The organism is Cellulosimicrobium sp. ES-005 (assembly GCF_040448685.1).
In the GTDB taxonomy this organism is placed as follows: domain Bacteria; phylum Actinomycetota; class Actinomycetes; order Actinomycetales; family Cellulomonadaceae; genus Cellulosimicrobium; species Cellulosimicrobium cellulans_G.
The window spans coordinates 2,585,342-2,605,685 of record NZ_CP159290.1 but is presented as its reverse complement, the minus strand read 5'-3'; the positions used below and the strand labels follow the sequence as shown (position 1 = coordinate 2,605,685).

At 75.1% G+C, this 20,344-nt stretch carries 18 protein-coding genes; 11 read left to right on the top strand and 7 right to left on the bottom strand.

Annotated features, from left to right (window positions below; all coding sequences use genetic code 11):
• Positions 1-35: 35 nt before the first annotated feature.
• The 3 genes from ABRQ22_RS11435 (at position 36) to ABRQ22_RS11425 (ending at position 2,315) form a co-directional block, all read left to right on the top strand.
• Positions 36-1,052 (top strand): ATP-binding cassette domain-containing protein, encoded by a 1,017-nt coding sequence (locus tag ABRQ22_RS11435; protein WP_353706814.1) that lies wholly within the window; start codon positions 36-38, stop codon positions 1,050-1,052.
• Positions 1,049-1,900 carry an ABC transporter permease gene (locus ABRQ22_RS11430; protein WP_353706813.1) on the top strand — a complete coding sequence of 284 codons (852 nt, stop codon included), beginning with the start codon at positions 1,049-1,051 and terminating at the stop codon, positions 1,898-1,900. Before ABRQ22_RS11435 ends, ABRQ22_RS11430 begins: the two co-directional genes overlap by 4 nt.
• Positions 1,901-2,015: 115 nt before the next feature.
• Positions 2,016-2,315 (top strand): hypothetical protein, encoded by a 300-nt coding sequence (locus ABRQ22_RS11425; protein ID WP_353706812.1) that lies wholly within the window; start codon positions 2,016-2,018, stop codon positions 2,313-2,315.
• Here ABRQ22_RS11425 and ABRQ22_RS11420 read toward each other — a convergent pair.
• Positions 2,309-3,157 carry a hypothetical protein gene (locus tag ABRQ22_RS11420; protein ID WP_353706811.1) on the bottom strand — a complete coding sequence of 283 codons (849 nt, stop codon included), beginning with the start codon at positions 3,155-3,157 and terminating at the stop codon, positions 2,309-2,311. The two genes, ABRQ22_RS11425 and ABRQ22_RS11420, sit on opposite strands and share 7 nt — an antisense overlap.
• 235 nt (positions 3,158-3,392) lie before the next feature.
• Positions 3,393-5,420, bottom strand: a complete 2,028-nt coding sequence (locus ABRQ22_RS11415; protein ID WP_353706810.1) for a hypothetical protein — start codon at positions 5,418-5,420, stop codon at positions 3,393-3,395.
• Between the two features lie 414 nt (positions 5,421-5,834).
• Here ABRQ22_RS11415 and ABRQ22_RS11410 point away from each other — a divergent pair, with 414 nt between their 5' ends.
• Positions 5,835-8,900 (top strand): esterase-like activity of phytase family protein, encoded by a 3,066-nt coding sequence (locus ABRQ22_RS11410; protein WP_353706809.1) that lies wholly within the window; start codon positions 5,835-5,837, stop codon positions 8,898-8,900.
• Positions 8,901-9,002: 102 nt separating this feature from the next.
• On the opposite strand, the gene ABRQ22_RS11405 is transcribed toward ABRQ22_RS11410, so the two are convergent.
• The 3 genes from ABRQ22_RS11405 to ABRQ22_RS11395 all read right to left on the bottom strand — a co-directional run bounded on the left by ABRQ22_RS11405 (position 9,003) and on the right by ABRQ22_RS11395 (position 11,197).
• Complete coding sequence (locus ABRQ22_RS11405; RefSeq protein ID WP_053370472.1) at positions 9,003-9,221, bottom strand: PspC domain-containing protein; 219 nt, start codon at positions 9,219-9,221, stop codon at positions 9,003-9,005.
• 109 nt (positions 9,222-9,330) lie between these two features.
• Entirely contained in the window at positions 9,331-9,867 is a 537-nt protein-coding gene (locus ABRQ22_RS11400) for an O-acetyl-ADP-ribose deacetylase (RefSeq protein WP_353706808.1), read from the bottom strand.
• A 121-nt stretch (positions 9,868-9,988) separates the two neighbouring features.
• The gene (locus ABRQ22_RS11395; RefSeq protein WP_353706807.1) at positions 9,989-11,197 is read right to left on the bottom strand and encodes a beta-ketoacyl-[acyl-carrier-protein] synthase family protein; all 1,209 of its coding nucleotides are present in this window, start codon (positions 11,195-11,197) and stop codon (positions 9,989-9,991) included.
• A 539-nt stretch (positions 11,198-11,736) separates the two neighbouring features.
• Here ABRQ22_RS11395 and ABRQ22_RS11390 point away from each other — a divergent pair.
• A complete protein-coding gene (locus ABRQ22_RS11390; RefSeq protein ID WP_353706806.1) occupies positions 11,737-11,928 on the top strand; it encodes a hypothetical protein in 192 nt (63 codons plus the stop codon).
• Positions 11,929-11,937: 9 nt separating this feature from the next.
• On the opposite strand, the gene ABRQ22_RS11385 is transcribed toward ABRQ22_RS11390, so the two are convergent.
• A complete protein-coding gene (locus ABRQ22_RS11385) occupies positions 11,938-13,032 on the bottom strand; it encodes an amidohydrolase family protein (protein WP_353706805.1) in 1,095 nt (364 codons plus the stop codon).
• 195 nt (positions 13,033-13,227) lie between these two features.
• Here ABRQ22_RS11385 and ABRQ22_RS11380 point away from each other — a divergent pair, with 195 nt between their 5' ends.
• The 6 genes from ABRQ22_RS11380 (at position 13,228) to ABRQ22_RS11355 (ending at position 19,337) form a co-directional block, all read left to right on the top strand.
• Positions 13,228-14,115: a sugar isomerase gene (locus ABRQ22_RS11380; protein ID WP_353706804.1), complete on the top strand. Its 888-nt coding sequence runs from the start codon at positions 13,228-13,230 to the stop codon at positions 14,113-14,115.
• Between the two features lie 129 nt (positions 14,116-14,244).
• Positions 14,245-15,543: an ABC transporter substrate-binding protein gene (locus ABRQ22_RS11375; RefSeq protein ID WP_353706803.1), complete on the top strand. Its 1,299-nt coding sequence runs from the start codon at positions 14,245-14,247 to the stop codon at positions 15,541-15,543.
• Positions 15,540-16,460 (top strand): sugar ABC transporter permease, encoded by a 921-nt coding sequence (locus tag ABRQ22_RS11370; protein ID WP_353706802.1) that lies wholly within the window; start codon positions 15,540-15,542, stop codon positions 16,458-16,460. The genes ABRQ22_RS11375 and ABRQ22_RS11370 overlap by 4 nt, the downstream gene beginning before the upstream one ends.
• Positions 16,460-17,401, top strand: coding sequence for a carbohydrate ABC transporter permease (locus ABRQ22_RS11365; RefSeq protein WP_253054742.1), 942 nt, complete (start codon positions 16,460-16,462; stop codon positions 17,399-17,401). The genes ABRQ22_RS11370 and ABRQ22_RS11365 overlap by 1 nt, the downstream gene beginning before the upstream one ends.
• Positions 17,398-18,405: a carbohydrate kinase family protein gene (locus ABRQ22_RS11360; RefSeq protein ID WP_253054740.1), complete on the top strand. Its 1,008-nt coding sequence runs from the start codon at positions 17,398-17,400 to the stop codon at positions 18,403-18,405. Before ABRQ22_RS11365 ends, ABRQ22_RS11360 begins: the two co-directional genes overlap by 4 nt.
• Positions 18,402-19,337, top strand: coding sequence for a PfkB family carbohydrate kinase (locus tag ABRQ22_RS11355; protein WP_353706801.1), 936 nt, complete (start codon positions 18,402-18,404; stop codon positions 19,335-19,337). Before ABRQ22_RS11360 ends, ABRQ22_RS11355 begins: the two co-directional genes overlap by 4 nt.
• A 13-nt stretch (positions 19,338-19,350) precedes the next feature.
• Here ABRQ22_RS11355 and ABRQ22_RS11350 read toward each other — a convergent pair whose 3' ends face one another.
• Positions 19,351-20,208: a DeoR/GlpR family DNA-binding transcription regulator gene (locus ABRQ22_RS11350; protein ID WP_353706800.1), complete on the bottom strand. Its 858-nt coding sequence runs from the start codon at positions 20,206-20,208 to the stop codon at positions 19,351-19,353.
• Positions 20,209-20,344 lie beyond the last annotated feature (136 nt).

The following is a 20,344-nucleotide window of genomic DNA, read 5'->3' as shown; positions in this document are numbered from 1 at the left end:
ACACGCGGTTCTGCCGCCTGAACCCTGGAGGCCTCATGCCCGCACCGGACGTGCTCGTGCACGCCGACGGCCTGCGCAAGAGCTACGGGACACCGCGCCGCCCCGTGCGCGTGCTCGACGGCGTCGACCTCACGCTGCGCCGCGGCGAGGTCCTCGCCCTGCTCGGCCCCAACGGGGCGGGGAAGACCACCACGGTCCGCATCCTCGCCACCCTCCTGCGTCCCGACGGCGGCACGGCGACGGTCGCGGGCCACGACGTCGTGCGCGAGGCCGCACGCGTCCGCGGCCTCATCAGCCTCACCGGCCAGTACGCGGCGGTCGACGAGAAGCAGACGGGCCGCGAGAACCTCACGATGATGGGCCGCCTCGCGCACCTGCCCCGCCGGGCCGCGCGCGCCCGCGTCGACGGCCTGCTCGACGCGTTCGACCTCGCCGCGGCCGCCGACCGCCGCGTCGGGACCTACTCCGGCGGCATGCGCCGCCGGCTCGACCTGGCGGCCGGGCTCCTCACCCGTCCCCAGGTCATGTTCCTCGACGAGCCCACCACCGGCCTCGACCCGCGCAGCCGCCAGACCATGTGGGAGGTGATCCGTGGCGTCGTCGCCGACGGCACGAGCCTGTTCCTCACGACGCAGTACCTCGAGGAGGCCGACCAGCTCGCCGACCGCGTCGCGCTGATCGACGACGGCCGCGTCGTCGCCGAGGGCTCCCCGCCCGACCTCAAGCGCCGCGTCGGCGACGCGAGCATCGAGCTCACCTTCGCGTCGGCCGCCGCGGCGGCGTCGGTCGGGGCCGCGGGACCGTGGCCGGAGGCGCTCGACCTCACCTCCGCGACGCTCCGCGTCCCCACCGACGGGTCGGTCGAGCACGTCCGCGACGTCCTCGCCGCGGTGGCGGCGACCGGCGTCGAGCCGGTGCGGTGGGAGGTGCGGGAGCCGACGCTCGACGACGTGTTCCTCACCCTGACGGGCCACGCCGCACGGACGCGTGACCGGGACCGCGGCACGACCGAGACCGACCACGAGGCCGACCGTGAGGAGACCGCAGCATGACCGCCCAGACCGCCGCTGCGCCGTCGGGCACGACGCCGCGTCTCCCTGCCCCTACGGCCCGGCCGGGCCGCCACGTGCTCGCCGACGCCGGGACGATGGTCGCGCGCTCGCTGCGGCTCGTGCGCCGCGAGCCGGACGAGCTGATCCTCGCGCTCGTGCTGCCGGTGATGCTCATGATCCTGTTCGTGTACGTGTTCGGCGGCGCGATGAGCGTCGGCACGGACTACGTCACGTACGCGACGCCGGGGATCATCCTGCTGTGCGCGGGCTACGGGGCGTCGAACACGGCGATCGCCGTCGAGCAGGACATGTCCGGCGGCATCATGGACCGCTTCCGGTCGATGCCGATCGCGAGCGGGACGGTGCTCGTGGGGCACGTCGTGGCGAGCGTCGTGAAGAACCTCGTGACGACGGCCGTCGTGCTGGGCGTCGCGTTCCTCATCGGCTTCCGGCCCGACGCGACCGCGATCGAGTGGCTGGGAGCCGTCGGGGTCGTCGCCGCGTACGTGCTCGCGATCACGAGCGTCGCGGCCTTCGTGGGCGTGCTGGTGCGGTCGCCCGCCGCGGCCGGGGGGTTCAGCTTCTTCATGCTGTTCCTGCCGTACGTGTCGAGCGCGTTCGTGCCGCCGGAGACCATGCCGACGTGGCTGCGCGGGTTCGCGGAGCACCAGCCCGTCACGCCGGTCATCGAGACGATCCGCGGCCTGCTCGTCGGGACGGGCTCGACCGGAGCGCCGGTCACCGACCTGGGCCCGACTGCGGCCCTCGCCCTCGCGTGGTGCGCCGGCCTGGTCGCGGTGTTCCTCGGCGGGGCGGCGTCCGTGTTCGCCCGGCGCCGTCGGCAGTAGGCGTGGTCCGGCGGTCGCCGCGGCGGTGCCGCGCAGGGCGAGAGGGTCGGCGACCGACCGGGTCGCGGGGACGTACCGCCGCGGTCTGCGCGGCACGGCGGTCGTCGTGCAGGTCGTGCCCACGCCCCTGCTCAACCGACGCTCGGTCGTCGAGCACCCCACCGAGACGGTCGTCCTGGCGACCCGTGACCGGCCACGCGGCGTGCGTCCGGAGCAGAAGGTGCCCGCGGGCCAGTACCGGCCGGGTCAGGTCGTGCCCGTCGTCCGGCGCGCGGGCGACCCCGACTCGGTCCGGCTCGACCGCCCCGACCTGGAGGCGTCGGACCTGTCCCGGTGGGGGCTCGGCGCGATGCTCGTCGCCCTGCCGGTGATCGTCGTCCGCGGCGTGCTGAGCGTGCTCGCCGGCGGTCAGTGACGACCTGTCCGCAACGGGTCGCGGGCTCCGTCGCCTGGCGTGGTCGGCGCGTCGTCGTCCTGGGCGTCCCGTCCTGCGCCGACGAGCCGCCCGGCGAGCGGCACGGCGGCCTGCACGGCGACGCTCGCGGCGAGGGCGATCCCGAAGGCCGCGGCGATGCCGAGCCGGTCCACGAGGAGCGCGACGAGGAGGCAGAACACCGCGAACCCGGTGAGCCCGGCCAGCAGACCGCGCAGGAGCCGGACGGTCTCGGCCGACCCGCGCTGTGCGAGCGCGAACGCGGCGACCACGCTCGACGCGATCGGGAACGGCGCGAGCACGCCCGTCATCGCCGGGCCGAGCGCACCCGACGCGGTGGTGACGGCGAGGACGAGCGCCGCCGTCGTCGCGGCACGGGCGGGGAGGTCCCACCAGGGTGACGGGACCGTCGACGGCGCGGGGCCCGCCTCGTCGGGCGGCATGACCCGAGACGCGCCCCAGAACGTCGCGAGCGCCACGACGAACGTGATCCCGGAGGGCAGCGTCAGCCGGGCGAGCGCGACGTCCGCCACGAGGCACGCGGCCCAGGACGCCGCGAGCGCACCGAGCCAGCCCGTCCGGCGCGAGCACCAGGCGAACACCACGGCGAACAGGGCGAGAGACGTGAGGCCGAGCAGCGCTGACGACGCCGCGGCGGCGCCGAACCCGGTGCCGTGGTCGAGCGTGGTGATGAGGAGGATCGGCCCGGCCACGACGGGCAGCCCGACGAGCACCCCGGTGAGCCGGGCTCCCCAGCGCCGTCCGGCGAGCGTGGACGCGACCACCAGGGCGGGTGCCAGCACGAGCTTGAGGAGCAGCGTCACGCGGCCACGGTAGCCCGTGCCGGTCCGGTGGTCGGTGCCGGTCCGGTGGCCGTGCCGGGTCGCCGGGCGGTCGACCCCGGGCTGCTGCGGCCGGCGCGCACGAAGAAGGGCGGCGGGCCCGGAGTCCTGTCCACCGGGACCGCCGCCCGCGAGGGCGACACCGTCGACGTGCAGCCGCCCTCGAGCCGAGGGCCGGGCGGTGAGGAGATGCCGCCCGGCCGTGCGCGGCGGTCGGTCAGACCGCCGCGAGCCGACGGCGCAGCCCGAGCCCGACGCCCGCGACGCCCGCGAGCACGGTCCCGCCGACGAGCGCCGACATGCCGAGCGACACCCGTCCGACGGGGCTGTTCTCGACGCTGTCCCTGAGCTCGGTCGTGCCGTCGGAGAGGGTCTCCGTGCCGTCGGAGAGCGTGGCGGCGCCGTCCGCGATGCGCGTGCTGCCGTCGTGCAGGTCGGACGCGCCGTCGGCGAGCGTCGTCGTCCCGGCGTGCAGCGTCGTCGAGCCCTCGGCGAGCGCCGCGTTGCCGGCGGCGAGCGTCGTCGCACCGGTGGACAACGTCGTGAGCCCGTTCTGCAGCCGCAGCGTCCCGTCCTCCAGGCGCGTGGTCCCGGCGAACAGGTCGCCGGCGCCCGTGCGCAGCCGCACCGTCCCGGCGGAGAGGTCGGCGGCGCCCGCGGCGGCCTGGGTCGTCCCGGCGTGCAGGTCGGACGCGCCGGTCGCGAGCTCGGCCGTGCCGGCGGCGAGCTCGGAGGTCTTCGTCGCGAGGAGCGCGCTGCCGCTGCTCACGCGCGCCGCGCCGGCGGCGAGGTCGGCGGTGCCGCCCGCGATCGTCGAGGCGCCCGCGCTGAGCTCCCCGACCTTCCCGTGGAGCGTCGCGGCGCCGGTCTCGAGCTCGCCGATCTTGCCGTCCAGCGTGGTGGCACCGGCGGCGAGCGCGTCGATCCCGCCGGCGAGCTGGACGTCGATGCCGGTCCGGAGCTGCTGGACCCCGGCGGCGAGCCCCGGCTGCGCGGGGGTGCCCTCGCCGAGGCCCGTGCGGAGCCGCGCGAGCCCCGCGGTGAGCCCGGGCCGTTCCGGGGTGCCGGTCCCGAGGCCGGCCGAGAGCTGGTCGATCCCGGCGGTGACGGCGGCCGCCCCCGCGGAGAGCTCGCCCGCGCCCGACGCCAGCCGTCCCGCGCCGCCCGCGATCTGCGCCGACGCGCCGGGAGCCGACTCGGTGCCGTTGCCCAGGGCGCGGAGGTTCGCGGCGATCGTCCCGAGGGTCTCCGGGGTCGCCGCGACCTCGCCGCGCGCGATCGTGTCGAGCTGCGCCGCGAGGCCGTCCAGGTTGGTCCCGACGGTCACGGCGGAGCGCTGGAGCTCGCCGGCAGAACCCTGCAGCTGCTCGGCGTACCCGCCCAGGGTGACCGCACCACCGCGCACCCCGGTCGCTCCTTCGCGGAGCTGGTCGACTCCCGCCTGGATCGCGTCGGCCCCTGCTCCCGCTGCGGCGACCCCGCCGGCGAGGCGCGCCGCACCCGCGGAGAGCTGGGCCTGACCCTGGTCGAGGGCCAGGACCCCTGCGCCGAGGCTGTCGCGCACGCCCGTCCGGAGCTCGGTGGTGCCCGCGGCGAGGGTGCCGGCCCCGGTCGCGAGCCGATCGGCTCCGGTCGCGAGGTCGGCGGAGCCGGTCGCGGCGCGGGCAGCCCCCGCGCTCAGGTCGCCGGCGCCCGTGCTGAGGTCGCCCGCTCCCGCGGCGAGCTGCGACGCACCGTCGGCGGCGCGCGTGCTGCCGGCCGCGAGGCGCGCGGCCCCGGCGTCGAGGTCCGTGCTGCCCGTGGCGAGGCGGGCTGCGCCGCTCGCCGCGTCGCCCGTGCCCGCGGCGAGGCGGGCCGCCCCGGCGTTCAGCTCGTCAGCACCGGCGGCGAGCTCGCTCGCGCCGTCGAGCGCGGTGGTGCCGCCCGCGGCGAGCTGGGTCGCGCCGTCGGACGCCTTCTGCGCACCGGCGACGAGGTCGCCGGCGCCGTCCCGCAGGTCGCCCGCCCCGTCGGAGAGCCGCTGGGCGCCGGCCTGGGCCTCGGCGGTGCCGTCGGCGAGCGTCGCGGCGCCGTCGGAGAGCTGTGCGGCGCCGTCGTCGAGGCGGGTCGCGCCGTCGGCGACCTTGCCGTGGTACACGAGCAGGAACGCGATCAGGCCGGCCACCGCGAGGGCGAGCACGGCGAGCGCGACGGACGTGAGGACCGTGTGGGTGCGCGACGGTCGGGGAGAGGCGTGCTGCGTCATCGGTCGTCCTTCCTCGCGCCCGGCGTTGTCGCGGGGCGGTCGGCACAAGGGGAGAGGAGCGGGGAGAGAGAGGCGGGTCGTGCGTCCGCCCGACGCGGGAGTTCGCCGGGGCCGCGGCCCGCCACCGTTGGTGGGACGTGGAGTAGCAGGTAAATCTCGAAAGACGCTAGCAACCGCCGGGACGGGCCGGACAGCGAGTACTAGGTACTTGCGCCGTCACGATTCGGTCACGGCGTCGAAGTATCAGGTACTCCGTCCCGGAACCCGTCGCCGAGGGCAACGGGCGCCCCGCTCCCGAGGCCGAGCGGGCCGTCGCGCACTGTTCATCCGGCGGTCACCCGGCGGCCCCGGGCAGGTCGTCGCCGCGCCACGGCGGACCACCACCCTCTGCTCGACCCACGTCGAAGGAGAGACATGTCAGCCATCCCCGAGCGGACCCTGGCGCGCACGTCCGCGCGCACCCCGGCCCGCCGCACGCGCCTCGCAGCGCTCGTCGCCACGGGCGCGACGCTCACCCTGGGCCTGGGCGCGCTGCCCGCCCTCGCGGCGGCTCCCGCGCACCCGGCCGGGGCGGCGGCGCCGGTCCCGACGGCGGCGCTCGGTCTCGCGACGGAAACGGCCTGGACGGCGCCCGCCGCGGACGAGACGTTCCACCGCCTCGCCACGTACCCGGTGTTCCAGAACCGCCCGGCCGGCGAGGACGCCGCCGCCGAGACGGTCGCCGAGATCTCCGCAGTGAGCGAGGACGGGCGCACGGTCGTCCACACGGACGCGCTCGCGCGCCGCATCGGCTTCCTCGACCTCACCGACCCGAGCGCGCCGCAGGGCCTCGGCACGCTGAGCCTCGCCGAGCTCGGCTCGGAGCACGACGAGCCGACGTCGGTCGCGGTCGTCGGCGGGTACGTCCTCGTCGTCGTGGACACGTCGGTGAGCTTCACCGAGCCGAGCGGTCGCCTCGACGTCGTCGACCTCGCGACGCGCGAGCGCGTGCGGTCGCTCGACCTCGGCGGCCAGCCCGACTCGATCGCCGTCACGCCCGACGGCGCGCACGCCGTCGTCGCGATCGAGAACCAGCGCGACGAGGAGGCGACGCCCGAGGGCGGTGCCGGCGGAGGTGACGAGGGCGACCTCCCGCAGCTCCCCGGCGGCTTTCTCCAGATCCTCGACCTGCCGGGCGACGACCCTGCCGCCTGGTCGACCCGCGCCGTCTCCTTCCTCGACGAGGCCGGGGCGCCGCTCCCGGTCGTCGCGGCCGCCGGCCTCGACACGCCGCAGGACCCCGAGCCCGAGTACGTCGCCGTCAACCCGGCGGGCACGAAGGTCGCGGTGACGCTCCAGGAGAACAACGGGGTCGCCGTCGTCGACATCGCCACGGGCGAGGTCGAGAACGTCTTCTCCGCGGGCGCGGTCGCCGTGTCCGGGATCGACGTGAGGAAGGACGGCGTGATCGACCAGACCGGGTCGATCCCGGCGACGCCGCGCGAGCCCGACGCGATCGGCTGGCTCGACGACGCGCACGTCGCGACCGCGAACGAGGGCGACTGGAAGGGCGGGTCGCGCGGCTGGTCGGTGTTCGACGCCGCGTCGGGCGAGGTCGTGTGGGACGCGGGCGCGGAGCTCGAGCGCCTCGCCGTGCGCGTCGGCCTGCACACCGAGGACCGCGCGGCCAAGAAGGGCGTCGAGCCCGAGGGCCTGACCGTCGCGACGCTCGGCGGCACGCGCTACGCGTTCGTCGGCTCGGAGCGCTCGAACTTCGTGGCCGTCTACGACGTCTCCGACCCGAGCGCCCCGCGGTTCGTCCAGGTGCTCGCGACGACCAACGGCCCCGAGGGCCTGCTCGTCGTCCCGCAGCGCGACCTGCTCGTCGTGTCGAGCGAGGAGGACGACGCCGGTGCGGGCGTGCGGTCGGCCGTCACGGTGTTCGGCCGCGGCGCGCAGTGGGCCGACGGCGCGGGGACGCCGCAGTTCCCGAGCGTCGTGTCCGCGGACGCGGCCGAGGGCCCGCAGGCCGGCGCCCCGATCGGCTGGGGCGCGCTCGGCGCGCTGACCGCGGACCCGACCGATCCCCAGCGCCTGTGGACGGCGACCGACGCCGCGTACTCCACGACGCAGCTCCTGTCGCTCGACGTCCGCGGCTACGGCGCCGGCTCCCCGGCCGTCATCGACCGGACCGTGACCCTCACGCGCGACGGCGCCCCGGTGGGCCTCGACGTCGAGGGCGTCGCGGCGCGCCCCGGTGGCGGGTTCTGGCTCGGGGTCGAGGGCGCGAAGGGCGCGGAGAACGCGATCGTGCGCGTCGACGCCGCGGGAGCGGTGGTCGAGACCGTCGCGCTGCCGGAGGCGGTCGCCGCGGGCCTCGGCAAGCAGGGCATCGAGGGCGTCGCGGTCGCTCCGGCGGTCTCGACGGACGACGGGTCCGCGGCCGCGGGCGAGCAGGTGTGGGTCGCGCTCCAGCGCGGCCTGACCACCGACGAGGGCGGCACGGCGGGCACCGCGCGCCTCGGCCGCTACGACGTCGCGTCGGGCACGTGGGACTGGTTCGCCTACCCGCTCGAGCAGACCACGACGGACGGCGACTGGCTGGGCCTCAGCGAGGTGACCGTCGTCGACCACGACACGCTCGCCGTGATCGAGCGCGACAAGCTCAACGGCCCCGCCGCCGTGGTGAAGCGCGTCTACGCGGTCGACGTCCCAGACGTCGCCGTCGGGGCCGCGGCCACGACCCCCGTCGCCGTGACCAAGACGCTCGCGCACGACGTCCTGCCCGACCTGCGCGCCACGCACGGCTGGACGCAGGAGAAGCTCGAGGGCCTCACGGTCGGCGGCGACGGCACGGTCTGGGCGATCACCGACAACGACGGCCTCGCCGACGCCACGGGCGAGACGGTGCTCCTGCGCCTCGGCGCGGCGTCGGACGTGTTCGAGGGCCACCTCGACGGCGAGAACCCGGGCGGTCCGGGCGAGCCCGGCGAGACGCCCGGTGCGGGCGAGCAGCCGCCGTCGACCCCGCTCCACACGGTCGACGCCGACGACCTCACCGACGCGAACCACGGCGGGGTCACCCTCTCCCCGGCGCGGGTCCGCGCGGGCGAGCAGGTCACGGCGACGGCCGAGGGCTTCGCGCCCGGCGAGTGGGTCTCCGCGACCCTCTTCTCGACCCCGGCGGACCTGGGCATGGTCCGCGCCGACGCCTCGGGCACCCTCACCGCGACCGTGACGGTCCCCGCCGACGCCGCGGCGGGCGTGCACCGGTTCGCGCTCGTCGGGCAGGTGGACGGCCGCGTCCTGTGGACGGAGCTCGAGGTCCTCGCCGCGGACGGCACGGCCGGCGGGTCCGACGGCGCAGGGTCGGGTCGCCCCGACGGGCTCGCCACGACCGGAGCGCACGTCGGCGCCCTGGTGGGCCTCGCCGTCGTGCTGGTCGCCGGCGGCGCGACGATCGTCGTCGCTCGGCGCCGCATGCGCGGCCTCCCGGGCTGACGGCCCGGCCCCGCGCCGAACCCGGGCTTGCGGGCGGTCTCGAGTCCGAGGCCACCACCCGCAACCCCGGGTTCGGCCGCGTGCCGCGGCCGGCGCGGAGGGTCAGTCGCGGTCGTTGGGCATGAGGGCCCAGAGGATCAGGTAGGCGATGACCTGCGGGCCGGGGAGCAGGATCGAGACCGCGGCGACGATGCGCACGACGGTCGGGTCCCAGCCGAAGCGGCGGGCGATCCCTGCGCACACGCCCGCGATCATCCGACCGTGGCGCGGCCGGGACAGGGTCGGCCGGAAGGAGGCTGCGGAGGCGTCGGAGGTGCTCATACCTCGACGGTAGGAGCACGCTCGTCGCGGCGGTATCGGGATGTCCCCCGAACCGACCCTGATCCTCCCGACGCCGACCCTGACCCGGGGCTCGGCCCTACGGGCCGGCTCACCTCGCGAGGGCGGCCTCGAACGCGGCCAGGGCGCGGGGCGACACGAGCGCGAACGTCGCGGCGGCGACACCGTCGCCGCGGTCGGCGCTCGGACGGACGGCGGTCCACCCGCGGACGGCCTCGACCGCGACGCGCGCGACGTCGTCGACGTCCCAGCCGTAGACGCCCGCGCTCACGGCGGGGAAGGCGACGGTCGCGGCGCCGAGGCCCGCGGCGACGTCGAGCGCGCGCGTGAAGCACGACGCGAGGAGCGCGGGGTCGGTCTGGCCGCGGTGGCGGTCCGGCCCGACGGTGTGGATCACCCAGCGGGCCGGGAGGTCGTAGCCGTCGGTCGCGACGGCGTCGCCGACGGGCAGGCCGTCGGGGAGGGTCGTGCGCCGGATCCGGCGGCACTCCTCCAGGAGCCGGGGCCCGGCCGCGGCGTGGATCGCGCCGTCCACGCCCCCGCCGCCGAGCAGCGACGAGTTCGCGGCGTTGACGATCGCGTCGACGGCGAGCGTCGTGATGTCGGCGAGCCGGGCGTCGAGGTCCATGCCCCCATCGTGCCTCGCGGCGCGTCGCGACGGCCGAGCACGTCCTCACGCGCGGTCGAGCACGACCTGAAGGACGGAAAGCGCCCCATAACGACCTTCAGGTCGTGTTCGGCGGGGGAGGTCAGTCACGCGAGACGACCACGCTCGCGCTGTGGCCGCCGAAGCCGAAGGCGTTGACCAGCGCGTGGCGGGCGGTCGTGTCCCGGGCGGCGCCGTGGACGACGTCGAGGTCGATCGCCGGGTCCAGCGCGTCGAGGTTGAGCGTGGGCGGCACGCGGCCGTCGCGGACGGCGAGCAGCGCGACGAGGATGCCCAGCGCGCCCGAGGCGCCGAGCAGGTGGCCCGTCGCGCCCTTGGTGCTCGTCACGGGCGGGGGCACGCCGAGCGCCGCGTGCAGGGCGTCCGACTCGTTGACGTCGCCCACCGGGGTCGACGTCGCGTGCGCGTGGACGAGGCCGACGTCGGCGGGGGAGAGGTCCGCGGCGCGCAGGGCCATCCCGATCGTCCGGGCCTGGTTCTCGGGGTCCCCGCCGACGATGTCGAACGCGTCCGAGGTCAGCGCGGCCCCGGCGACGACGCCGTGCACCGCGGCGCCCCGCGCCCGCGCGTGCTCCTCGCTCTCGAGGACGAGGAGCGTCGCCCCCTCGCCCATGACGAAGCCGTCCCGGTGGACGTCGAACGGGCGCGATGCGCGCTCGGGCTCGTCGTTGCGGGTCGACATGGCGCGCGCCGCCGCGAACGCGGCCAGGGAGAACGGCCGGACGCCCGCCTCCACCCCGCCGCAGACGACGACGTCGGCGGACCCGGAGAGGATCATCTCCCGACCCATCGTGATCGCCTCGGAGCCCGCGGCGCACGCGCTGATGGGCGCACGCGCACCGGCCTTGGCACCCAGGTCGATCGACAGCCACGCCGCCGGCCCGTTGGCCATGAGCATCGTGACCGTGTGCGGCGAGACCCGCCGGGGCCCCTGCTCGTCGAGCACGTGGGACTGGTCGAGCGTCGTCGCGATGCCGCCGTTCGCCGACCCGACGACGACCGCGAGGCGCGTGGGGTCGACGTCGGGCGACCCTGCGGAGGCCCAGGCCTCGCGGCCCGCGACGAGCGTGAGCTGTTCCGCCCGGTCCGTGCGGCGCGCCTCGCGCACGGCGAGCCCCTCCGCGAACGCGTCGTCCACCCGCGCCGCGATGCGCACGGGCAGGTCGGCGGCCCAGTCGTCCTTGATGGCGTGCACCCCGGGCTCGGCGCGCAGCAGCGCGTCCCAGGTGCCTGCCGCGGTGAGCCCGACCGGGGTCACCGCCCCGTAGCCCGTGACGACGGCTCGTGTCATGGTGTCCCCCTACCTGCGGGCGTCGCCTCGTCGGACGACGGTTGTGGTCGATGGGTCCCATTTCAAGACATCCGTATGGGGTTTGTCTTGTCCGACAGTGTGACAGTGCGCACGCTGTCACCCACCACGAGTAAAGCGGCGGGTCGTCATCCCGGCCACGGCGGGCCCGCAAGGTCGCGCCCGGTCGGCACGCATTCGGGACATGAAGGAGGACCGCGTGGCACGTACGGGGAGAGTGGTCGGGGCCGAGCGGGTCGCACTGCTGCGCGCGCTCGACCAGCCGGAAGACCTGGGCGCCGGCGACGTCCGGACCCACGAGATGCTCGTGATCGAGCTGACCGACGCCACGGACGTCGACCCCGTGCCGACGTGGTTCCTCACCGCCGCGCAGACCTGCGCCCTGCGGGCCGACCTCGGCGGGCTCGGCACCGCGACGCTCACCCTGGACCCGGACCACCCGCCGGTGCCCGACGCGCGCGAGGTGCGCCTGCTCGTCACCGAGATGGAGTGCAACAGCGGGGGAGGACGCCGAGGGCCGGGTGCGGCTCTCCGACCTCGCGGTGCGCGACGACGCGATCGCCGTGACGGTCGGCGTCGAGCCGCGCACGGGCGTGGCGGACTGCCCGTCGAACCCGCCGACGCCGTTCGTCGTCGAGCTCGACGAACCGCTGGGCGACCGCGTCGTGCTCGACGCGTCGGTGCACCCGGCGCGGGAGGTCATGCTGCCCTGACCCGGCGGGTCAGGCCCCGTCGAGCCCGAGCACCCGGCACGCGTTCCCCGCGTAGAGGGCCGGCAGGAGGTGCGCCGGGAGGTCCGCGCCCGAGATGGCCCACCGACCCTGCGGCGGAACGGGGTCGCCGGGAGCGTAGGAGAAGTGCTCGTCGGCCGTCTCGAGGAACCGGAAGTGCGTCTCGAGCTGCTCGCGGGACAACGGGAACGCGTCGGTGCCGAACAGGACGCGGTCGGGGAAGTCCTCGACGAGCCGGCGGAAGCGCCGTGGCTGACGCCCGAGCTCCGCCAGCCGGCCCGCGACGTCGACGACGAGGTTCGGTGCGGACCGCAGGAGCCGTGAGACGTGGTCGAGGTCCTCGGCGACGCAGCCCACGTGCGCGCCGACGTAGGTGGTCCCCGGCGTCGCGACGAGCAGGCGTTCGAACGCGTCGAGCAGGTGCTCGAACGACGGGAACCGGGACCGGTCGGCGAACGACCACGACGGCTGCGCGGTGAGCTCGTCGACGCGCTCGTTGTACCGGTCCAGCGGCTCGAAGAACGCCTTCGGGTCGGCGACGTGGATCAGGACGGGCAGCCCGAGCTCGCCCGCGAGCGCGAGCGTCTCGACGACGCGAGGGTCGTCGGGCGCGACGAGCGCGCCGTCGGGGCCGGTGACGGTCAGGCCGAGGTCCTTCCACACCTTGAGGCCGCGCGCCCCGCGCGCCGCGGCGTCGCGGAGCTGCCGCTGCACCTCGCGCTCGCCGCCCGCGTGGGCGAGCGCCCCCCAGTCGACCTGGCAGAAGGTGAGGAACCGGCCCGGGTGGGCGCGGTCGTACCGGTCGAGGTTGGCCTCGAGCTCGTCGCCCCACAGGCCGTCGAGGTTGACGACCGTGCGCACGTTCGTGCGGTCGAGCAGGTCGAGCAGCGCGGGAACGTCCGGCGCGCACCAGTCGGCGGTGAGCCAGCGGCCCAGGTGGTTGTGGACGTCGACGGCGGGCACCGCGGCCCGGGTGACGTCGGTCCGGGGGAGCCGCACGCGGGCACGCGGCTCCCAGTCGGCGAGCCGCAGGTCGGGTGCGGGCGGCACCGGGGGCGGGGTGGCGTGGTGGAGAGGATCGGTCACGTCCCCGAGCATCTGCCCCCCGCGCGCAGATTTCACGGATGTTACGCGAACCGATCATCCAGAGTGAGTGAATGTGCCACTCTGCGTGACTATCGCGCAGACGATGAGCAGGATCTTGGGCATCGGGTCCGCGCCGCGCGGCACCCACCACCGCTGGACCCGGGGTCACGACCCCGCCGACGACAGGACAAGCACGTGAGCCCGAGCGCCGTCACCGAGCGAGAGATCCACAGCCAGCCCGACGTGTGGGCCAAGGCCCTCGCGGGCGGACCCGCCACCGGCTCCGTGCTCGGCGCGCCCGGCGAGCGCGTCCTCGTGCTCGGGTGCGGGACGAGCGCGTTCGTCGCCGAGGCGATCGCGGTCCTCCGTGAGGACGCGGGCCTCGGCGAGACCGACGCCGCGTACGCGTCGGAGTGGAACCCGACGCGTCCCTACGACCGCGTGGTCGTCATCAGCCGCTCCGGGACCACGAGCGAGTGCCTCGAGGCGCTCGCGGCCGTCCCCGCAGGAACGCGCACCGCCGCGGTCGTCGGGGTCGCGGGTACGCCCGTCGCCCTCGCGGCGGACGACGTCCTCGTGCTCGACCTCGCGGACGAGGAGTCGGTCGTCCAGACGCGGTTCCCGACCACCGTGCTCGCCGTCGCCCGCCAGGCGTTCGGCGAGGACCTCTCCGACCTCGTCGAGCAGGCCGAGCAGGCGCTCGCGGCGCCGCTGCCCGTCGAGCCGGGCGCTTTCGAGCACTTCGTGTTCCTCGGCCGCTCGTGGGCCTACGGCCTCGCGCAGGAGGCGGCGCTGAAGATCCGCGAGGCGGCGCAGGCGTGGTCCGAGTCGTACCCGGCGCTCGACTACCGGCACGGGCCGGTCGCCGTCGCGACCGCCGCGACGCTCGTGATCCTGCTGGGCGAGGACGACCCGGCGCTCGCCGACGACGTGCGGCGTACCGGCGCGACCGTCGTGCACCTCGAGGGGGACCCGCTCGTCCAGCTCGTGCAGTGCCAGCGCCTCGCCGTCGCCCTCGCCACCGACCGCGGCCTCGACGCGGACGCGCCGCGCCACCTCACCCGCTCTGTCGTCCTCGGCTGAGGACGACCCGCGACAGCCCGTCACCGACGGGGACGCAGTACCCGGACACTCGACGAAGAGACCGCCCAAGAGACAAGGCCGACAATGTTCCGTCATCCCACCCGCCGCCGTCCCGACCGTCCTCTCACCGTGGCCCGGGGAGCCGCCGGAGCGGTCGTCGTCTCCGGCGCGCTGCTGCTCGCCGCGTGCTCGTCCGGGACGCAGGGCGCCACGACCCTCGACCCCGAGGCCGACGTCACGCTCACGTGGTGGACCGGCCAGGCCGACCAGGCCCAGACGATCCTCACGGGCCTCGCCGAGGAGTTCGAGGAGCTCCACCCCAACGTGACGATCGAGGTGTCGTCGGGCGCGCCGTCGACGGAGGACCTGCTGCAGAAGCTGTCGTCCTCGTTCGCCGGCGGAACCTACCCGGACATCTCCTACGCGTTCGGCTCCTGGGCGAGCGAGCTCGCCGAGTCGGAGCGCACGCTCGACATCACCGACCAGGTGAGCGACCCCGACGTCGGCTGGAACGAGTTCTCCGGCGCCGCTCGCGCCACCGCCCAGCCGGACGGCGAGACCACCATCGGCTTCCCGGCCGTCGTCGACAACCTCTCCCTCCTGTACAACAAGACGGTGTTCGACGCCGCCGGCGTGGACTACCCGACCGAGGACTGGACGTGGGACGACTTCCGCGCCGCGGCGAAGGAGCTCACGGACCCCGCGACGAGCACGTACGGCTACGCCTACGGGGTCTCCGGCTCCGAGGAGACGACGTGGCAGTTCTGGCCGCACCTGTGGCAGCGGGGCGGGGAGATCCTCGACGAGTCCGGCACGACCGCGACGTTCGACTCCGACGCCGGCGTGGACGCGCTGACGTTCCTGCGCGACATGGCCGTCGAGGACGGGTCGGTCTACCTCGACCAGACCGACACCAAGTTCACGCAGATCTTCGCGAGCGACCAGATCGGCATGGTCACGTCCGGGCCGTGGACGCTGTACGACCTCCAGGTCGCGGGCACGCAGTACGGCGTCGTCCCCCTGCCGGCCTACGACGGCGAGCACACGACCATCTCCGGCGCCGACCTCTGGGTCCTGTTCGACCACCAGGACGCGAACCGTGAGCACTGGTCGTACGAGTTCACGAGGTGGCTGACCGACCCCGAGCAGGACGTGCGCTGGAACGTCGTCTACGGCAACCTCCCGCTGCGCGAGAGCGAGATCGACTCGCCGGAGTTCCAGGCACAGGTCGCGGCGATGCCCGGCCTGGACGTCATGGCGCAGAACAGCGAGAACGCGACGATCCCCCGCCCGACCGTGCCGGGGTACGTGAACCTCTCCGAGGCGGTCGGCACAGCGGTCTCGGAGGTCCTCCAGGGCAAGGGAGAACCGCGCGAGGCGCTCGAGCGGGCCGCCGACCGGTCGGACGAAGCGCTGGCGGACCAGTGACGACGACGATCGCGCCCACCCCCGTCCGGCGGCCCCCGCGGCACCGCCGGACGGGGGAGGCGCTCGCCGGGTGGGGCTTCGTCACCCCGGCGACGCTCCTCGTCGTCGGCCTGTCGATCTTTCCCGCGGTCTGGGCGTTCCTGCTGTCGCTGCAGGACTGGAACGGCTTCTCCGCCCCGGAACCGGTGGGCGCGGACAACTACCGGCGCATGCTGACCGACGCCGAGCTGGGAGCGGCGGTAGGGCACACGCTCCTGTACACCGCGCTGTTCGTCCCGGCGTCGCTCTTCCTCGGGCTCGGTCTCGCGGTCGCGCTCAACCGCCGGCTCGTCCTGGTCGGGGTCTACCGCACCCTCGTGTTCCTGCCGTTCGTGGTCTCCGCGGCGGCCACCGGCATCCTCACGACCTACCTGTTCAACCCGCAGTTCGGGTTCGTGAACAACGTGCTGCGCGTCCTCGGCCTCCCGCAGCAGGGCTGGCTCGAGGACCCGTCGCAGGCGATGGTCGTCATCACGATCATGTCGTTGTGGGGGCAGGCCGCGTTCACGACCGTCATCTACCTCGCCGCGCTCCAGGACATCCCGGTCGAGCTCGCGGAGGCCGCCCGCGTGGACGGCGCGAACCGGTGGCAGTCGTTCTGGCACGTGACGTTCCCCCAGCTCGCCCCGGTCACGGTGTTCGTCGCCATCTGGCAGACGATCCAGGCGATCCAGCTCTTCGACCTCGTCTACACGACGACGCGCGGCGGCCCGCTCGGATCGACCGAGACGATCGTGTACTACCTGTGGAAGGCGGCGTTCAAGGAGCTCGAGTTCGGGTACGCCTCGGCCGTGGCGTACGGGCTGTTCGCCGTGACCCTGCTCATCACCATCGCCGTGACGCTCTACTCCCGCCGCACGAAGGTTGGTGGACTCTGATGTCGACGACCGTTCCCGGACCTGCCGCCTACGCCACGACGCCCGGCGGACCGCAGGCGGCGCCACCCGGCGCCCCGGACGGCCCGCTCCCCGCCACCACCACCGCCACCCCCGCACCGCGGCGCCGGCGGCGACGCGCCTGGCTGTGGCACCTGCTGCTCGTCCCCGTCGCCGCGCTGTTCGCGACGCCGTTCGTGCAGATGTTCCTCACGTCGCTCACGCCCGAGGCGGAGATCAACCGGTTCCCTCCGCGGTTCTGGCCCTCGCAGCTCACGCTCGACGGCTACGTCAAGCTCTTCACCGAGACCGACGTGCTGCGCTGGACGACGAACACCGTCCTCGTCTCGGTCGTCGCCGTCGCGTCGCACATCGTGCTGTGCTCGCTCGCCGGGTACGGGTTCGCGCGCCTCAAGTTCCCGGGCCGCACGTTCGGGTTCCTCGCGATCATGGCGACGATCATGATCCCGACCCAGCTCCTCATGGTCCCGACGTACGTCCTCTTCGCGCGCATCGGCATCATCGACACGCTCGCCGCCGCGATGGTCCCGTGGCTCGCGTCGGCGTTCGGGATCTTCCTCATGCGCCAGTTCTTCCTGTCGCTCCCGCCCGAGCTCGAGGAGGCGGCCGTCCTCGACGGGTGCTCCCGGCTCGCGACGTTCTGGCGGATCATCCTCCCGCTCGCGCGGCCCGCGCTCGCGACGCTCGCGATCTTCACGCTGCTCGGCTCGTGGAACGACCTCGTCTGGCCGCTCATCGCCATCAACGACCCGTCGTCGTTCACGCTCCAGCTCGGGATCACGAACTTCCAGGGCGCGCGCCGGACCGACTGGTCGCTGCTCATGGCGAGCAACGTCGTCGCGACCCTGCCGCTGGTGCTGTTCTTCCTGTTCGCCCAGCGCCAGTTCATCGCCACCATGACCTTCACCGGAGTCAAGGGATGACCACGCCCCACACCCTGCCCCACGGAACCGACCGGACGACTGCACGACCCGTCGTCGTGGTCGGCGACGCGAACGTCGACCTCGTGCTGCGCGGCGACGTCGTCCCGCGCTTCGGCCAGGCCGAGCAGCTCGCCGACTCCGGCGACCTCGTCCTCGGCGGCTCGGCCAGCATCGCGGCGGCCGGCGTCGCACGCCTCGGGGTGCCGACGACGCTCGTCGCGCGCGTCGGCGCGGACACGTTCGGCACCTTCACGCTCGACGCGCTGCGCGCCGCCGGGGTGGACGTCTCCGCCGTCGACGTCGCGCACGACGAGCCGACAGGGCTCTCGGTCATCCTCTCCACGCCCGACGACCGGGCGATCCTCACGGTCCCGGGCACGATCCCGACCCTCACCGGCTCCCACGCGCTCGCCGTGCTCGACGGCTGGCACGGGCCGCCCGGCGTCGTGCACGTCGCGTCGTTCTTCCTCCAGCCGCGCCTCGCCGCGGACCTGCCCGCGGTCCTCGCGTCCGCACGCGCGCGGGGGTGGACGACGAGCCTCGACACGAACTGGGATCCCGCCGAGCGCTGGACCGGGCTCGCGGACCTGCTGCCCCACGTGGACGTGCTGCTGCCGAACCGCAACGAGCTGCGAGCCGTCGCGGCGGCGTTCGGCGCGGGCGTGCGGGACGCGCCGCACACCGGCGATCCCGACGTCGCGCTCGCCCGGGCGGTCGCCGCGCGCGGCCCCCGCGTCGTGGTCAAGGACGGTGCGCGCGGCGGGTGGTCCGTGGGACCGGCCGGAGCCGACGTGCGTGCCCCGGGGCTCGCCGTGGACGTGGTCGACACGACCGGCGCCGGAGACAGCTTCGACGCCGGCTACCTCGCGGCCCTCGCGCACGGGATCGAGGACGAGACCGAACGCGTGCGCTGGGCGGCCTGCGCCGGCTCGTTGTCGACGCGCGGCCCGGGGGGCACCGGGGCGCAGGCCACGCTGGCCGCGCTGCGTGCCGCGCTCGCATGATCTCCGCGCTCGCCCTCAGCCCCTCGCTCGACGTCACGTACGTCGTCGACGCGCTCGAGGGGATCCAGCGCCCGCGCGAGGTCCGTCGCGTCGGCGGGGGGAAGGCGCTCAACGCGGTCCGCGCCGCGGCGTCGCTCGGCGCCCGCACGACCGCCGTCGCGGTCCTCGCCGGGGGATCGGGCGAGGACGTCGCGGCGGGGGCGAGAGCCGACGGCGTGGACCTGCGGGTCGTGCCCGGAGAGCACCCGACGCGCACGTGCGTCTCGGTCCTGGCCGCAGAGACCGGTGCGCTCACCGAGATCTACGAGCGTGCCGTCCCGGTGGGGCCGGACACGCTCGACCGTGCCGTCGGGCTCGCGCTCGACCTCGCCGCGCACCACGGCGGGTGGTGGCTGCTGTCCGGCGGCCTCCCCGGCACCATCGCGCCGAGCGTGGTCGGCGCCGTCGTCGGTCGGCTGCGGGCGGCGGGTGCCCGCGTCGCCGTGGACAGCCACGGTCCGGCGCTCGCGGGTGCCGTGGGGGAGGGGCCCGACCTGGTCAAGGTGAACCGGGTCGAGGCGGCAGAGCTGCTGGGCGTCCCCGAGGACACCCCGGGGCCAGCGCTCGTCACCGGGATCCGCGACCGGTCGGGCGGCCTCGTGGTCGTCACGGACGGCGCCGAGGGGGCGTGGGCGAGCGACGGCACGAGCGTCCTGCGCGTGCGGCTCGGGGGCCACGTCGGCCGCTTCCCGGTGGGGAGCGGCGACTCGTTCCTGGGCGGGATGCTCGTCGCGCTCGACACGGGGGCCTCCCTCGCCGCGGCGGTGGCGCTCGGTGCCGCCGCGGGCACGGCCAACGCCCAGGTCCCCGGTGCGGCCGTCCTGGACGCGGACCTGGCCCGCCGTCTCGTCGGCGAGGTCGAGGTCGAGGCCGTGGCGCTCCCGGTGTCGTAGACCCGCTGCGGGGTCAGAGCGGCGTGGTCGGCCCCTCGGCCGGCTGCACGGCCGTGACCGGGCCGTCGTCGGGCACGACCTGGACGTCGACACCGGCCGCCGCGATCGCGTCGAGGGCCTCCGGGTCGGCGGACGAGTCCGTCACGAGCACGTCGATCTCCTCGAGGTCCGCCATCTTGGCGAGCGTCACGCGCCCCACCTTCGACCCGTCCGCGACCACGACGACGCGCTCGGCGTGCGCGACCATCGCGTGGTTGGTGCGCGCCTCGGTCTCGTCGTGCGTCGTCGCGCCGCCGCGCACGCTGATGCCGTCCGTGCCCAGGAAGGCCGTGCCGACGTTGATCGCGTTGAACGTGTGCTCGGCGAGCACACCGACGGCCTCCAGCGAGCTCGACCGGACGAACCCGCCGGTCATGATGACCTGCAGGTTGCTGCGCGCGGCGAGCTCGGTCGCCGTCGTCAGGGCGTTCGTGGCGATCGCGAGGTCGGGTCGCGTCGCGAGGGCGCGCGCGACGGCGGCCGCCGTCGTGCCGCCGCTGATCGCGACGGAGTAGCGCCCCGGCGGGAGCAGCCCGGCGGCGTGCTGGGCGATGCGCAGCTTGGCCTCGCGGAACCGGGAGTCGCGCAGGAGCACCGGGACCTCCGTCGTGGGGTCGAGGGCGCGCACCCCGCCGTGCGTGCGGAACACGAGGCCCTGCTCCTCCATGTCCGCGAGGTCGCGCCGCATCGTGGCCGAGGACACGCCGAGCTCGCGGACCAGCTCCGTGAGGCGTGCCGTGCCGTGCTCGTTGACGTACGTCAGCGCCCGCATCATGCGGTCGCTGCGCTTGTGGGAGATCGCGCGGGGCGCGGCGTCGGGTGCGACGGACATGCGCTTCCTTCCGGCGGTTGTGGGGCGGACGCCCGAGGCCCTCGGCGCCCGGACAAGGCAAATCGCTCATTCAAAGTGAGTGTTATCAGCGAAATCTGATCGTATTCTTGCACAGTGCGCTCGACGGCGCCGAGGA

Excerpts from the sequence above, each read along its gene's own strand:
- ABRQ22_RS11435 (WP_353706814.1), top strand. The coding sequence starts at position 36 with ATGCCCGCACCGGACGTGCTCGTGCACGCCGACGGCCTGCGCAAGAGC.
- ABRQ22_RS11430 (WP_353706813.1), top strand. The coding sequence starts at position 1,049 with ATGACCGCCCAGACCGCCGCTGCGCCGTCGGGCACGACGCCGCGTCTC.
- ABRQ22_RS11415 (WP_353706810.1), bottom strand. The coding sequence starts at position 5,420 with ATGACGCAGCACGCCTCTCCCCGACCGTCGCGCACCCACACGGTCCTC.
- ABRQ22_RS11410 (WP_353706809.1), top strand. The coding sequence starts at position 5,835 with ATGTCAGCCATCCCCGAGCGGACCCTGGCGCGCACGTCCGCGCGCACC.
- ABRQ22_RS11405 (WP_053370472.1), bottom strand. The coding sequence starts at position 9,221 with ATGAGCACCTCCGACGCCTCCGCAGCCTCCTTCCGGCCGACCCTGTCC.
- ABRQ22_RS11400 (WP_353706808.1), bottom strand. The coding sequence starts at position 9,867 with ATGGACCTCGACGCCCGGCTCGCCGACATCACGACGCTCGCCGTCGAC.
- ABRQ22_RS11395 (WP_353706807.1), bottom strand. The coding sequence starts at position 11,197 with ATGACACGAGCCGTCGTCACGGGCTACGGGGCGGTGACCCCGGTCGGG.
- ABRQ22_RS11365 (WP_253054742.1), top strand. The coding sequence starts at position 16,460 with ATGTCGACGACCGTTCCCGGACCTGCCGCCTACGCCACGACGCCCGGC.
- ABRQ22_RS11360 (WP_253054740.1), top strand. The coding sequence starts at position 17,398 with ATGACCACGCCCCACACCCTGCCCCACGGAACCGACCGGACGACTGCA.
- ABRQ22_RS11355 (WP_353706801.1), top strand. The coding sequence starts at position 18,402 with ATGATCTCCGCGCTCGCCCTCAGCCCCTCGCTCGACGTCACGTACGTC.
- ABRQ22_RS11350 (WP_353706800.1), bottom strand. The coding sequence starts at position 20,208 with ATGTCCGTCGCACCCGACGCCGCGCCCCGCGCGATCTCCCACAAGCGC.